The sequence below is a fragment of the Bifidobacterium panos genome, from assembly GCF_012932445.1.
GTDB lineage: Bacteria > Actinomycetota > Actinomycetes > Actinomycetales > Bifidobacteriaceae > Bifidobacterium > Bifidobacterium panos.
Window position 1 is genome coordinate 21,642 of the sequence record NZ_JAAIIJ010000021.1, and the last position, 16,040, is coordinate 37,681.

At 60.9% G+C, this 16,040-nt stretch carries 6 protein-coding genes; 1 reads left to right on the forward strand and 5 read right to left on the reverse strand.

The genetic code is table 11. The annotated features are described in order from the left end of the window. Nucleotides 1-41: 41 nt before the first annotated feature. The 5 genes from G1C94_RS05500 to G1C94_RS05520 form a co-directional block, all read right to left on the reverse strand. Complete coding sequence (locus G1C94_RS05500; RefSeq protein WP_172145864.1) at nucleotides 42-8,792, reverse strand: leucine-rich repeat protein; 8,751 nt, start codon at nucleotides 8,790-8,792, stop codon at nucleotides 42-44. 896 nt (nucleotides 8,793-9,688) lie between these two features. Then, the gene (locus G1C94_RS05505; protein WP_172145866.1) at nucleotides 9,689-9,922 is read right to left on the reverse strand and encodes a hypothetical protein; all 234 of its coding nucleotides are present in this window, start codon (nucleotides 9,920-9,922) and stop codon (nucleotides 9,689-9,691) included. An 80-nt stretch (nucleotides 9,923-10,002) separates the two neighbouring features. Next, entirely contained in the window at nucleotides 10,003-11,079 is a 1,077-nt protein-coding gene (locus G1C94_RS05510; protein WP_172145868.1) for a LacI family DNA-binding transcriptional regulator, read from the reverse strand. A 163-nt stretch (nucleotides 11,080-11,242) separates the two neighbouring features. Beyond that, nucleotides 11,243-12,793 carry an arabinosylfuranosidase ArfA gene (gene arfA / locus G1C94_RS05515; RefSeq protein WP_172145870.1) on the reverse strand — a complete coding sequence of 517 codons (1,551 nt, stop codon included), beginning with the start codon at nucleotides 12,791-12,793 and terminating at the stop codon, nucleotides 11,243-11,245. Between the two features lie 392 nt (nucleotides 12,794-13,185). Beyond that, nucleotides 13,186-14,484, reverse strand: a complete 1,299-nt coding sequence (locus tag G1C94_RS05520) for an ATP-binding protein (RefSeq protein WP_172145872.1) — start codon at nucleotides 14,482-14,484, stop codon at nucleotides 13,186-13,188. A 188-nt stretch (nucleotides 14,485-14,672) separates the two neighbouring features. Between G1C94_RS05520 and G1C94_RS05525 the strand changes: the two genes are divergently transcribed. Then, entirely contained in the window at nucleotides 14,673-15,974 is a 1,302-nt protein-coding gene (locus tag G1C94_RS05525) for an ATP-binding protein (protein WP_172145874.1), read from the forward strand. Nucleotides 15,975-16,040: the final 66 nt, after the last annotated feature.

The following is a 16,040-nucleotide window of genomic DNA, read 5'->3' on the forward strand; positions in this document are numbered from 1 at the left end:
GTGGCCGGGCGGTTTAAGCCCGGCCGGGCCGGTTGTTCGGTTTAGTGGGAGCGCTTACGGCGCGCGCCGCTGGCGGCGAAGCCGGTGGCGGCCAGGGCCAGGGCGGTCAGGCCCGCGGCGAAGCCGGTGGCGCCGGTGGAGGCCAGGGCGTTGACCTTGCTCCAGCGGGCGTGCAGCTTCTTGCCGATCGCATCCTCGAGGTTGGTGATCAGGTTGCCCTCGTCGTCGTACCAGCCCTCGAACGTGTAGCCCTCACGCGTCGGGACGGGCAGCTTGCCGTCCTCGCCGGTCCAGTCGGCGGGGATGTTGCCGCCGTTGGCGTCGAACGCGTCCGCGACGCTGGTCCACTTGACGTGCAGCTTCTTGCCGATGGCGTCCTCGAGGTTGGTGATCAGGTTGCCCTGCTCGTCATACCAGCCGTCGAACTTGCTGCCGGGCTTGTACGGCAGGGGGAGCTTGCCGTCCTCACCAGTCCAGCCGGAGGGCAGGTTGCCGCCGTCGGTGTCGAACGCGTCGTTCACATTCGTCCACTTGGCGTGCAGCTTCTTGCCCACGGCGTCCTCGACGTTCGTGATGCGGTTGCCGTCCTCGTCGTACCAGCCATCGAACTTATAGCCCGGCTTGCTCGGCAGGGGCAGCTTGCCGTCCTCACCAGTCCAACCGTCAGGCAGGTTGCCGCCGTCGGTGTCGAACGCGTCGTCGACCGGGGTCCACTTCGGATGCAGCTTCTTACCGGCCGCGTCCTCGACGTTGGTCACGGGGTTGCCGTCCTCGTCCACCCAGCCGTCGAACTTATAGCCCGGCTTGCTGGGAACGGGCAGCTTGCCGTCCTCGCCGGTCCAATCGTCGGGGATGGTCACGTCGCCGTCCACGTCGAACTCGGTGGGCAGCTTGGTCCAGTGGGCGGTCAGCTTCTTGCCGGCCGCGTCCTTGACCGTGGTCACCCGGTTGCCGTCCTCGTCGTACCAGCCATCGAAACGGTAACCGTCACGCGTCGGGGTCGGCAGCTCGCCATCCTCACCCGTCCAATCGTCCGGCAACGTGCCGCCGTCGGGGTCGAACGCGTCGTCGATCTTCGTCCACTTCGCATGCAGCTTCTTACCCACGGCGTCCTTCACGGTGGTGATCAGGTTGCCGTCCTCGTCATACCAGCCGTCGAACTTGTAACCAGGCAGCGTCGGGGTGGGCAGTTCGCCGTCGGCGCCGGTCCAGTCGTCGGGGATCGTGCCGTCGCCGGGGTCGAACGCGTCGTCGATCTTCGTCCACTTGGCCGTCAGGTTCTTGCCCACCGCATCCTTCAGGGTGATCACCTGGTTGCCGTCCTCGTCAAACCAGCCATCGAACTTGTAGCCGTCGCGGCTCGGGATGGGCAGGTTGCCGTCCATGCCGGTCCAATCCGACGGGATCGTGCCGCCGTCGGGGTTCAAGCCCTCCGTGCTCGGGTTCTTCGTCCACTTGGCGGTCAGGGTCTTGTCGCCCAAGTCGGACGCACCGATCGCGGTAACCTGCTTGCCGTCCTGATCAACCCAACCCGCGAACGTGCAGCCGTCCTTCGTCGGGCTCTTCAAGGTGGCGCCCACGCCATACGTGTACGTGGCGGGGTTCTTCGGGTCCGAACCGCCGTCGAGCTTGTAGGTCAGCTTGTAGGTGTTGGCCTTCCAGGTGGCGTTGACCTGCAGCATCGACTGGTCGAACGTGCCCGACACGCTGCGGTCCCAGCCGGTGAAGGTGTAGCCGGTACGGGTCGGGTTCGCGGGCTTGGCGTACGTGGTGCCCATGGGTCCGGTGAGGACCTTGGACGCGTTGTTGTCCGTGTCCGTGCCGCCGTTGTAGGCGAACACCACCACGCCGTGCGCCCTCTGCGCGTACAGCGCCGTCAGGGTCACGTCATGGCCCGGCATCACCAGGTTGGCCAGTTCGTTCGAGGCCACCAGGCCGTAGTCGTCCGACAGCCAGCCCACGAACGACCAGCCCGCCTCGGGAGCGACCTCCGGGGCCTTGACGTCCTTCAGCTTCGCGTCCGTGGCCACCTGGTACGTCGCGGTGCCCTTCAGGGAACCGTGATCGCCCTTATTGAACGTGACGTTGTGCGGGTCCGCGGTCCAGTCGGCCGTCAGCACCAGCGACGCCGCGTCGAACGTGCCGGAGGGATCAGCCTTCTTGCCGTCCGCGAGCCAGCCCTTGAACGTGTACCCGTCCTTGGTCGGGTTCGCGGGCACGTCGTACTTCGTGCCCAGCGGGCCGGTCAGGGTGAGCACGCCCTCGCCGCCGATCTGGCCGCCGTCCGCGTTGAACACCACCGTGGCGGTCGCGTTCTGCGCGTACTGCGCGGTCATCTCCACGTCCTTGGCGGGCATCACCAGGTTCGCCAACTGCTCCGAGGTGACCAGGCCGAACTCCTCGGACTGCCAGCCCACCAGCGACCAGCCGGCCTCCGCCTCGACCTTCGGGGCGGTGACGCCGGCTTCCGACAGCGTCGCGTCCGTGGCCACCCGGTAGTCGGTGGTGCCACTCAGCGCGCCGCGGTCGCCCTGCTTGAACGTCAACGCGTGGCTGTCCGCGGCCCACTGGGCCACGTACACGGTCGCGCTCTCGGTCTCGTACGTGCCGGTCGGCTCCTTGCCGTCCGCGTCCAGCCACTTGACGAACCGGTAGCCATCACGCGTCGGATTGTTCGGCGTGGTGTACTTCTCGCCCTGCCTGCCCTCGAGGACCACGCTGGCGTCCTTCTGGTCGATCAGGCCGCCGTTCGCGTTGAACACCGTCTTCGCGCCGTTGTTCTGCACGTACTGCGCGGTGAACACCACCGGGTCGTTCGCCCCCGAGACGACGTACCCGTCCTTCACGCCGTTCGCGCCGTACAGGCGCTCGTCCTCGCTGGACAGCCAGCCCGTGAACGTCCAACCGGCCTTCGCGCTCACCGCCGGCTCGCCGGGCACCTTCGCGCCCGAATTCACCGTATAGGTCGTATCGCCGGCCAGGGTGCCGTTGACGTTCGCCAGGAACGTGACCTTGTTCTCGTTCACCTTCCACTGGGCCGTGTACGTCACCGACTGGTACGTCGCGGCCGGGGTCTTGTCCCAACCCGTGAACGTCCAGCCCGTGCGCGTCGGCTCCTCGGCGGCGGCCGTCCTGTCCGCCTCGGAGTACTCCGCGCCCTCCAGGCCGGTCAGCACCAGCGAGGAGTCGCCGTTCTTGTTATAGCCGCCGGCGTAGTTGTAATGCACCTCCACGCTCGACTCCGGCACATACTTCGCCGTGAACGTGACCTCCTGGTTCGCGCCCGTCACGACGTACGCGTCCACAGTGTCCTGCGAGTACACCTTCTGGTTCTCGCTGGACACCCAGCCCACGAACCGGTAGCCGTCCGCCACGCTCACCGTCGGCTTGCCGCCGACCGTGCTGCCGGTCGTCACCGTGTACTCGGTGTTGCCCGCCAGCGTGCCGTGCGCGTCCTTCGCGGCCTGCACGAACTTCACCGTGTTCTCGTTCGCCGTCCACTTGGCCGTGTACGTCACGTCCGCGTACCTGCCCGTCGGAACCGTGTCCCACTCGCCGTCGAACGTGTAGCCCGTGCGCGTCAACTCGCCCTTCGCGGGAACCTTCGCCAAGTCCTGCTCGGAGTAGTCGGTGCCCTCACGGCCGGTCAGCGTCACGGACGTCGCGCCCGCGGCGTTCCGGCCGCCGTTGAAGTTGTACACCGTGTCCACCTCGGGCAACTGCTCGTACTGCGCCGTGAACGTCAGGCCGTACTGCGCCTTCAGATCCCTGATCTGCGAGGGCTGGTACACCAAACCGTCCGCGCTGGACTTCCAACCCAGGAACTTCCAACCCGCCTCAAGCGCCACAGTCGGCCCGTCATCGGGAAGGTTCCTGTCCGTGCCCAGCTTCTGCCCGGTCACCACCAGCAACGAGGCCGGCGTGCCCTCGGCCAACTCGCCGTGCTTGTCCTCGCCCTCGCCCGCGGAGAACGTCACCGGGGTCGCGACCGCGTTCCACTTGGCCGTGTACGTCGCGTTCGTCGTCGCCTTCACCGTCTTCGCGTCCTTGCCCAAGTCGCCCAGGGACGAAGGCGCCGCCGACCAACCGTTGAACTCGTAACCGTCACGCGCCGGGGTCGGCACGTCCACAGTCAGGTTCTGGTTCGTCTTGACAGTCGAGGACGACTGGTCGCCGACCTTGCCGCCGGCGTAGTCGAACTTCACCTCAACCGTCGGCGTGGGCTCGAACTCCGCCTCGAAATTCAGGCCCGGCTCGGAAACCACAGTGGCGATATCCTCCGGCTGATACAACGCACCCTTCACGCCGTTCACGCTGGCACGCCAGCCCTTGAACACCTGACCGTCCTTCGCACTCACCTCCGGAGCCACATAACCCGTCACGTCGCCCAGCTTCGCGTCGGTATTCACCGACAGGCTGGCCGCACCCTTGGTCTGCGTACCCTTATCGGCAGCCACGGTGAACTTGATGTCGTTGGCCGTCGCGGTCCACTTGGCCGTGTAGGTCGCGTTCTCGTACTTCAACGACGGGGTCGCGTCCTTGCCGTCCTTCGTCCAACCCTTGAAGTCGTAGCCGTTGCGCGTCGGGACCGGGACCTTGCTCTGGTCATACGCCATGTCCTGCGTGCCCGTGAGCGACGAGGACGACTTATCGTCCATGGTGCCGCCGTTATAGTCGAACACGACCGTCATATCCGGCAGCGTCTCGTACACCGCGGTGAACGACAGGCCCGGCTTGGCCTTCAGGCTCGCGATCTGGTCCGGCGTGTACTTCGTGCCGTCACCGGCCTTCCAGCAAACGAACTTCTTGCCGGTGCCCGCCGTCGCGGTCACCACCGGGGCCGCGTAACCCGTCACGCCGCCCAACGCATCGCCGGTCTTCACCGACAGCGTGGGCTTGCCCGCGGTCAGCGTGCCGTCACCGGCCTCGCCCTCGGTGTCGTTCTTCACGGTGAACGTGACATTAATGGGGTCCGCGTTCCACAAGGCCGTGTACACCGTCACGCCATCCGTGTACGTGCCGCTCGGGGTCACGGCGGTCTTGCCGTCCAGGGACCAGCCACCGAACGAGTAGCCGTCGGTACGCGCCAGAACACTCGGCACGGTGTAGGTCCTGTCCTTCAAGTCGCTCATGCTCACGAGCGCGTCCTTGGCCTTGTTGTCGATCTGGCCGCCGTTCGCGTTGAACACCACCGTGCACTTGTCATTCGCCTCGTACTGCGCGGTGAACGTCACGGTCTTGTTCTTCTCGTCGGTGCCCTTCACCTTGTACGTCGCCACGGCCGCATCCGAATACACCAGGCCGTCCTCGCTGGACTTCCAACCCGTGAACGTGTACCCCTTGTTCACCGTCAACGCCGGAGGAGCCGAATACTTCGTGCTGCCGGACGTGCCGGTGCTCACCAGCGCATCCGTCTTCACCGTGTACGACGCGTTCTTCGCGATCGTGCCCTGCGCGCCCTGGTTGAACGTGACCGTGTTGTCATTCGCGGTCCACATGGCCCGGTACGTCGCCGACTTCGCCGGATACTTGTTCGCGAACACGGTGCCCTTGCCATCCGCACTGGTGTTCCAGTTGTTATTCGCCGTGAGCGTGTAACCCGTACGCGTGGCCGTCGGGGCCGTCAGCGCCGCGTCATACGTGCCGGTGCTGCTCGAAGTGGTCGCGCCACCGGCCAACGTACCGCCGTTCGCGTCGAACGTCACCGTGATATCCGTGGCCTTCGCCCACACCGCGTAATACGTCTTGCCCGAATCAATCGGCAACACCGTCGAAGGCTTCTCCGCGGTCTTGTCCGCGCTCCAACCCAGGAACTTGTAACCGTCACGCGTCGGCTCCTTGTAACCAGTCGCCGTGTTCAGACTCAAACCGGGCGTACCCGACGCCTCCACCGACGTCTTGGAAGCCGTCGCATCGAACATACCGTCATTCGCGTCCAAATTGAACTTCACGGCGGACTTGACCTGCCACACCGCGTACAGGGTCATGTTATCGGCGGTCATAGGCACATCCGCGCCAGCCTTATACGTCGCCGTGGTCGCCTTCGGATCCGTGCTCCAGCCCAGGAAGTCATACGCCTCCACACCGGCCGACAGGATCTTCATGCCGTTCGAATCCTTCGCCTTGAACTTGTAGCCCTCGACATAACCCTTCGAATCCGTCGGAGCCTGACCAGTGACCTCCTGGCCCTTCGGCGCATTCGCCTTATACGTGACATTATGGAACGAAGTCACATTGACCTGCTGCGTGACCGACTGCTTCTTGTCGTTAGCGTCCATGAACGACGACACGAACGTCACCGTGCCATTCTCAGTGATACCCGTCTTCGAACCCGCAAGCCACTCCTGAGCACTCGCCTGCGTCTCGCCGCCCGTCGCATCCTCGTTGTCAACCATCAGGCTTTCGAGCTTCGTCGACTTACCCGTCGTGTTCATGATCGAAATCACTTTCACAGTCACCGTATTATTCGTGGGATCCACCACAACGGCCTTCGACCAATCAGTATCCAACTTGGCCATATCATCCGACGACTGCGACAGGGCGCGGTTCGCCTCCGTGTCAGGCACAATCACCGGCGCAGGGTCATCCTTGTAAAACACGCTAACAGTCGACGGCGCACCCCACGACTCATTATTCTTCACATTATCCGGAGACTTCGGATAATCAGCGGTCGCATTCAAACGACACTGATTAACAGTTATCGTCGACAGATCCGGATTATTCGAGAACGCGGTGTTGCTCATGCTGTTCATATTCTTCGGGATCGTCACCGTGACCAGCTTGTTATTCGCAAACGCAGAGCCATCTATACTGGTCAGGGAGTCCGGCAGAGTCACCTCCGTCAAACCACAATTGGAGAACGCGCCGCCCCCCACGCTCTTCACCTTCTGCGGCAACGTCAGCGTCGTCAGCTTGTTACCTGTAAACGCTTCTACGCCCAAAGTGGTCAGGGAGTCCGGCAGGGTGACCGCCGTCAAACCACAACGTCTGAACGCTTGTTTGCCGATGTACGTGATCTTCTCCGAGAGGTTCAGGCTCCCAATCGTCGTATCAGAGAAAATTCCCACGCCGAGAGAGGTGTAGTTGTCCGGGACCGTCACCGAATTGAACGAACCCTTGGACGACATTATCCAATTGACGGTGCTGGTCGGGGATTCCGTATGGTAGCCGTCCGCGCCCATCCACGACACCCTCGAAGGAAGCGTGAAGTCCTCCGTGCCGGTGCCCTTCGCGCCCAGATAGCTGATCAGTTGCTTGCTCGCACTGTTGTAAATCCACTCGAGACCGTTCTCGTCAGTGACCGTCACGTTCAGCGGGTCCTCGGTCTGGTCCTTCCACACCACCAAAGCATACGTAGCACCCCACGGAGAGCCCGAAATATCGCCCTTATTCTTGGTGGGGATATTGATCTTCTTCAACGTCGCAGTGCCGAACGCGGCGCCGCCGATGCTCGTGACCGAATCGGGAATCGTCACCTCGGAAAGAGACGTGCCGTTGAACGCGCTGCTGCCGATGGTGGTCAGCGAGTCGGGCAACGTCACCGACGTGAGTTTCCCACAACCATAGAACGCGTTGATGGGAAGCTCTGTGATCGTGCTGCCCTTCTCGAACGATATCGAAACAATATTGCCGCAACGCGAATCATGGAACGCGCCCGCAGCGATGCTCGTCACGTCCTTGCCGCCGATCTGGGCGGGAAACACCAGACTCGCGCCCGTACTGTGATAATCCGCATGCTCGCAATTCGCATGCCCGGACTCTTTCAGGCCGAGAATCGTACCGGTGTTCTGGTCGAAGTAGAAACACGAATTGTCAACCGCGGCAACACCCGTGTCCTTCTTCCACACCAGAACACCATTCGGTATGCTCAACGTACCCTTCAGGATGGTCGAATCAGGCACATGGTCAATCACCACACGCTTAGGACCAGAACCCTGGTATTGATCAAACGCGTTAGCGCTGATGCTCTGGATCGTCGAGGGAATATCCAACTCGGTGACCGGAGCATTATAGAACGCACTGTCGCCGATGCTGGTCGTCTGGTCGTTCAACGTCACCGACGTCAAACGACCACAGTTATGGAACGCGTCGGCGGGGATCACGGTGACCCCCGTGCCCGACAAATCAACCGACGTCAAACCCGCACCATAGAACGCACTGTTGCCCAGCGTCGTGAGCGAGGTCGGCAGATTTATCGACATGAGCCGACCGCAACTACTGAACGCGCTACTGCCAATGCTCGTGAGCGTGGACGGCAGGGTGATCGACGTCAACTGCGTACAACCATTGAACACGTTGTTACTCAGGGCCGTAACTCCGTCCGGCAGGCTGATCGACGTCAACTGCACGCAATTCTTGAACGCGCCGTCGCCCAGCGTCGTGAGCGAGGTCGGCAGGCTGATCGACGTGAACGCATTCCCCTGGAACGCACTACTGCCGATCGTCTTGATCTGGCTGCCGGCACCGAACGAGACCGCGGTCAACTGCCGGCCGGCGAACACGCTGTCGCCGATCTCCGTAATCGCATACGTCTTGCCGTTATTCTCGATGGTCGCGGGGATCTCGATGTCCTTGCCCGTCGTATCCGACGGGACGTACTGCGTGATCTTCGCCGTATTCGTGACGTCATCGTACGAGCAGATCAGCTCGTCGCCCAACACCGTCGTGGCCGACGCGGCCCGGCCGGCCACCAGCGTCAATGGCACCACCATGGCCACCGCCACCAGCATCAGCAGCACGCGCCGAGCCCATCCACGGTGTTTCAAGCCATCCTGAGACAAATGTCTCATCATAAGAAACTCCTATTCCTTCTTTTACCAGTCCCTCCCCCAACAGACGGCGTTTTGCGCGCGAACCGCGCGCGCGAAAACGCCTTCCCAATCAGGGGAGGAGGAAACCCGCGCACACCGGCCGGCCGAAAACCATGCGGCCGTCCCGGAAGAACGGGGTCACCAATAGCGCCAAAAACTACCCCCCCCCAGGACAAAACTGCCCCCGAACTACATCCCAGCCAGCTCGCCAAACCCCAGCACAATTCCTCCGGAAAACCCCGGAATTACACGGAGAAAGACGCCACACAAAACACACCGCCCACAACAGACCCAAGGGGGAAATCATTCCCCCGAGTCAGCACGCACATCGCCCTGACGGGCAAGATTTCTCGACTCCGCTACCGCTCCGCTCGAAATGACAAAGGACGGGACGGACCATACCACGACCGAAATAACAAGGAGCCAGCCCTGGGCTCCCGCTGGCGGGAGCTGTCGCGCGGATGCGCGACTGAGGGTGGTTGGACCAAACACGTGCTTAGTGAGACCACCCCCAGACCTCGCATACGCTCGGCCAGCCCCCGCCAGCGGGGGCCCAAGGCGGAATGAACCGGCTACGTCAGAATGCCCTAGGCGGATGTTGCTGTGTTCGACGTAAGACTTGGCCTACCGGCCCGGAGGGTGTCGAACACGGCAACATCCGCCGCAGACACCGGAATCGATCAAACAACACGCAAACCTGACAAAACAGCGAAACGCACGCTGAGAACGAAATGGCGGAACGCGCACTGAGAACAGCAAAAACAGGCACTGAGACTTGAGATAGACCGAGAATATAGCAACGGACACTGTGACTCAAGCACGCAGGGAACGATTCCGCTGCGTAGGCACGGGTCTACAGAGGACACGGGAATGATCTATTACCGCAAAATGACGCCGTCCGTTGATATCGAAACGAACAGCCCACTGGGCTGTTCGTCCGGGGTGTCGAACACGGCAACATCCGCCGCCAGACACCGCAATAGCCAAACAACACGAAAACTGAACGGAACACTAAAAACAAAGACAACAGGCACTGCAACCCAAAACAAACCAAGAACGACAGCAAATAGCACCGCAACTTGAAACAAACTGAGAACAATAGCAATAGGCACCGCGACTCAAGACAAACCGAGAACGATAGCAACGCACACTTTTAACGAGACAGTCCCACGTGAGCCCACAGTCCAGCCACCTACAGGCTGGTGGAGGCGCGCTCGACGAGTTCGAAATCGGTGGTGTAGGTGCGAGTGGGGCCGTCATAGCCTTCGATGCGTTCGATGAGCATGTCGACGGCGTGGCGGGCGTAATCCTCCACATGCGGGTCAATGGTGGTCAGCGCAGGCGTGGAGAACTCGCCTTCGGGCACGTTATCGAAGCCGACGACCTGCACGTCCTCGGGCACGCGCAACCCGCGACGCTGCAGCTCATGCATCGCGCCGAACGCCATCGCGTCGTTCAGACAGATAATCGCTTCGGGCTGGGCCCCGGAATCCAGCAGTTCGCGCGCCGCGCGCACACCGCCTGACTGATTCCAGAAAGGCGCGAAAATTACTGTACTCCAATCGACCTGCAAACCGCGCCGTTCAAATGCTTTCACGTATCCCTGCATGCGCAAGTGCTGCGTCCCCTCCGAGGCCGTGAGAATGGCCCTTTTCGTGGATTCATCCATATCCTTCAACGATAAGGGGAGATTTTCCCCGCAATCATGAGGCGCGCCCAACAGGGCGATTCGCCGCAACCCAGCATCCAGCAGATGACCGGTTGTGTCGCTCACGGCCGCCACATTCGACATGGTCACCAGATCGGACTTGCCATACGACAGGTAGTCTCCGGCGAGCACCACCGGATAGGGCTGTTCAAGCACCGCGCCTTCGCTGCCCAGAGGGCGGTCGGTGAAGAACAGCCAGCCGTCTGCGCCCAGTCGGTAGGTGTCATTGACAATGGTGGGAATGCCCTGGCCGGCCGAACCATAGGTATTGATAATCACGCCGTATTCGCGCTGCCGGGCGTAATCAATGATGATGTCGGCCAGATACGGCGCGAACGGCTGCGAGAAATCGAAGATGCCCAAGCCGATGAGGCGCGTGCCGCCGGTTTTCATGGCCCGCGCCGACACATTGAGCGTATAGCCCAAGCGCTTCATGGCCTCTTCGACCCGCTGACGGGTCGCCGGCCGCATGCTGCCGCAGTTGTTGAGCACATTGGACACCGTCTTGATGGAGACTTCGGCTTCGCGGGCCACGTCTTTGATGGTCACACGGTTGCTCATACGCCCTCCCCCTCCAGCTCTCTTCATGGACTTAGGACTGGCAGTCACTTATTCAACACCAGATTGCTGATGCCTGGCGCCAGACGCCAAGCGACAAGCGACAAACGCCGAATGTCAAGCACCAAATGCCAAGCGCCAGACGCCAAGCATCAGCAAACGAGCCTCACTTCACGCTGATGGCCGTCCAAGAGACCGGAGGCAGGGTCATGCGCACGGTGCCGGTGGCCGCATCGAGGGCGACGGTGTCATTGGGGTGCAGGGTCACGCGATTGCGTTCTTCGAGCGTGTTGCACGCGAAGATGTCGTCCTCGTGCAGGGTCTGGGCTTCGATGGTTTGCCCCGCGAAGCCTTTGGGAAGCTCGATCTCGAAATCGCTGCTCGTATCAAGCGAGCGATTGGCAGCGAACACCGTCACCGAACCGTCGGCGCCGCGCACGGCGACCGAGTTCACAGCGGGAACCTCGCCGTATTGGGGAGTGTCGAAGGTGCCGGTGGAGAGCTTCGGTTCGAGCACCGTGCCGCCCTTGGCCAACTTGGCGGTGAGCGCGAACGGATAGAACGTGGTCTGACGCCAAGCCGGGCCGCCCGGCTCGGTCATGATCGGGGCGATCACATTCACCAGTTGCGCGAGGCTGGCCGCATGCACGCGGTCGGCGTTCCTCAGCAGTGTGATCATCAGGTCGCCGAACACCACGGCATCCGCGGCGGTATAGACATCCTCAAGCAGACGGGGCGCCACCGGCCAGTTGCCGATGCCTTCGGGGTTCTTGCTCGGTTCCTCCTCCTGATACCACACATTCCACTCGTCGAAGGAGATGTACACGTCGTGCTGGGACTTGAGGCGCGCCTTGGTGGCGTCGATTGCGGCGGCGACATCCTTGATGAAACCGTCCATATCGACACCGGAGGCCATGAAACTCGCCATGTCGCGGCTGCCGTCGCTCTGCAATTCGGGGTGATAGTAGGCATGGCACGAAACGAAGTCGACCAGATCATAGGTCTTCTCGAGCACCGTCTCCTCCCAGTGGCCGAATGTGTCCATGTCATGGCCGGACGAACCGCACACCACCAGTTCCACGCTCGGGTCGAGCGAGCGCATGCCGCGCGCCACGGAAGCGGCGAGCGTGCCGTAGTCTTCCGCCGACTTGTGGCCGGTCTGCCACGGGCCGTCCATTTCGTTGCCCAAGCACCACATCTTGATGTCAAACGGCTGCTCGGCACCGTTGGCGCGACGCTCGTCCGACAGCTTGGTGCCGCTTGGAATATTGGAGTATTCGAGCAGGTCGAGTGCCTCTTCAAGGCCGCGCGTGCCGAGGTTGATTGCTTCCATCAGCTCATTGCCGCCGGCCTTCTGCAGCCATTTGGCCATCTCATGCAGGCCGAACTGATTGGTTTCGGTGGAATGCCAAGCCAGGTCGAGGCGGCGCGGGCGGGATTCCTTGGGGCCGATGCCATCTTCCCAGCGGTAGCCGGAAACGAAGTTGCCGCCGGGATAGCGAATGGTGGTGGTGCCCAGCTCCTGCACCAAGGCGATGACGTCCTTGCGGAAACCGTCTTCATCGGCCTCGGGATGGCCCGGCTCGTAGATGCCGCCGTAAACGCAGCGGCCAAGATGCTCCACGAAGGAGCCGAACAGCCTGTCGCTGACCGGTGCCACCTGAAAATCGTTATCCACGACAAGACAAGCCTTATTTGTGCCATTGGGTTGCGCCATGGCTATCCCTCCTCGGATTCTTTATGTCTGTTTTACTTGGTGCAACGTTGTCCTGATTGCGGTGAACGCGACGCCTGCTGCGCGTGGCGTAGGGTTCTCACTTCAATTAGTACAACCTTGTACTTCACTGATGTTCTATAAACATACACCAGCCGCCGCCCCCGAACGCGACTTCAGTTAATACAACGATGCACCAGCCGCCACTTTCCAACCGACACGCCGCAACGCACCCAACAGATTCAAGAACGCCGGAACGTCTCATTCGAAAAAGCTAGGATAAATCATTCGAAAACCCTAGGATGAACCATTCGAAAAAGCTAGGATACAAGATTTGAAAAGCCAGCACACTAACACTCTTGGCGTATAGCAATACCGCCGCCGGCCATCCCTCTCTAGACATTCAGGCTATTCGCGTTCAGCAGGAAGTCGTATACGCTCATGGTCAATATCCCTTTCTCGTCGCGGGTGGGTTTGACCACGTCACGCACGAGCACAATCTTGGCGAAGCTGTCGTCAATGCCGCGCAACGACGCTTTCTCCTGCGCAACCTTGCGCTCATCCGACAACTGAAGCGCGGACTGAATATAGTAGCGACTTGAGCCAAGATTGGCCACGAAATCGACTTCAAGATTGTTGCGAACATCCTTGCCACCCTCGCTGCCACGATGTTCAACCACGCCCACGTCGACGGAATAGCCACGCATGCGCAGCTCATTGTAAATGATGTTCTCCATGATGTGAGCCTGCTCGACCTGCCGGAAACCCAGACGCGCGTTTCTCAATCCGACATCCTCGAAATAATATTTCTTCGGACTTCCGATGTATTTTCGGCCCTTGACGTCGTAACGCCTAGCCTCATCAATCACAAACGCCTCTTCAAGACAGGCAATGTATGACGTGATGGTGTTCACGCTGATTGTGGAATGCAGCTTGCTTCTGAACGTGGCCTCAATCTTCGCTGGATTGGTCAGTGCCCCGATACACGAGGCCAGCACATCGACGAGGTCATCGAGCTCTTGGCTACGCCGAATCCCATTGCGCGCGACGATGTCTTTCAGGTACGTTTCCGCGAACAGGTTTTCAAGATATCGCGTCTTCTGCTCGTCTGTTCGCATGGACAAAACCAGTGGCATGCCGCCGAATACCGCATATTCGGCCCAGCCGTGTTGCACGTCACCGTCATACGCTTGCATGAACTCCGCGAACGACAGCGGGCGAACCCTCACTTCATCACCCCTGCCGCGAAACTCGGTCATCACATCCGTGGAGAGCATTTTCGAATTGCTTCCGGTCACGTACACATCCACGTTGCGCATGCGCAGCAAACCATTGAGCACACCATACAGACGCGGGGGTTCTTTGCCTTTCAGTTCTGCGCGCGAAATCGCGTATTGCACCTCGTCCAGCAGAATATAGTATTGCCGCCCGTCCGATTGCCGCCCATCCGTGATGCGCGAGCGCAGATATTCGGCCATCTTCAGTGGGTCGCGGTATTGGGCGTTGAGCTCGTCGTCCAAGGCCAACTCGATGATGTGCTCGTCATCCACGCCCTGACAGCGTAGATGGTCGGCAAACAGGTCGAATAGCAGGAAGGTTTTGCCGCAACGCCTGGTGCCCGTGACCACCTTGATCATGCCGTTGCCGATGCGCGACACCAGATCATTGAGGTATTTGTCTCGTTGTATTAGCATCCCTGCGCCTTCCAGATAGCTTCTATTGAATTATTCTGCCGCAAACGGCAAAATAATTCAATAGAATTGAAGACCTTGGAATGCCTCATTCGAAAAAGCTAGTGTAGACTATTCGAAAAAGCTAGGATATAAGATTTGAAAAAGCCGGAATACTAATAATTCCAAGCTTTTACAAGGAGGGATATTTTATGACAGCAACCTATATCCCACGCATTATCGACACAGAATTAGATGAGCATTTGGCAACATTCCCCGCAGTGTGCATCGAAGGGCCGAAATGGTGCGGGAAAACCACCACCGCCACCATGCACGCAGCCTCATCCATCAGCCTGGCAGACCCCGAAGGCAACTTCCGCAACCGCACCATGGCGCAACTGGAACCTTCGCTGGCAATGCAAGGATCCGAACCTCGCCTCATCGACGAATGGCAGGAAGTGCCCGCGATATGGGACACCGTGCGGTTCATTTGCGACGCCAACCCCACGCACGGGCGCTTCCTGCTAACCGGTTCCGCCACGCCCAGACAATCACAACAGCCGATGCATAGCGGCGCAGGGCGAATCGCGCGCTTGCACATGTCCTCGATGACCCTCGCCGAACAGGGGAAATCCAGCTCCGAAGTCTCCCTACGCGGTCTGTTCGACGGACAAGCCTATACGGCGCAATCCCACCTGACCCTCGAACAGATCAGCCAGTGCATCGTGCGAGGCGGATGGCCGGCGGCACTTGAACTCGACGACAAGCAGGCATCGCTAACGGCCGAGGGATATCTGGACGCCATCGCTCACGAAGACATCTCGGAGGTGGACGACATCAACCGCGATCCTGTGCGCGTGCAACGTCTGCTCGCTTCCCTCGGGCGCAATGAAGCGACACTCGCCAGCAAAACAACGCTGCTCAAAGACACCACCGGCCAAGCGCGCCACCAGCGCAACGCGCGGACAACGCAGGCCAGCCAACTGGCGGAAACCACACTTAACGAATATATGGGGGCGCTGGAGCGCATGCATGTGGTCGAGGATGTGCCCGCTTGGGCTCCGGCGCTGCGTTCCCCTGTGCGCATACGCTCAACACGCAAGCATCATCTAGCCGATCCTTCCCTAGCGGCAGCCGCAATAGGCGCAACCACCGATACGCTGCGCACAGATCCGAAGACTTTGGGATTCCTGTTCGAGTCCCTGGCCACGCACGACCTCATGGTCTATGCCCGCGCCATCGATGCCCACGTTATGCACTATCGGGATGATTCCCATCTGGAGGTGGACTTGATTGTGGAGATGCGCGACGGTCGTTGGGGTGCCTTCGAAGTCAAGCTCGGTAGCGCACAGATCGAAGACGGCGCCGCGAACGTCAATGCCCTGGATCGGAAGATGCGCGAACGTGGGCAGCGGGCGGCCTCAGTGAAGGCCGTTATTGTCGGCACCGGCGCGATTGCGCATCGGCGCGACGACGGAGTTCAGGTCATACCTTTGGACACTCTTGGCGTATAGCGGCATTTCGCCGAAAGCATCTCCCTCGCCACCCAGATCGTTTCTGTTGAAGACCTAGAAATGCTT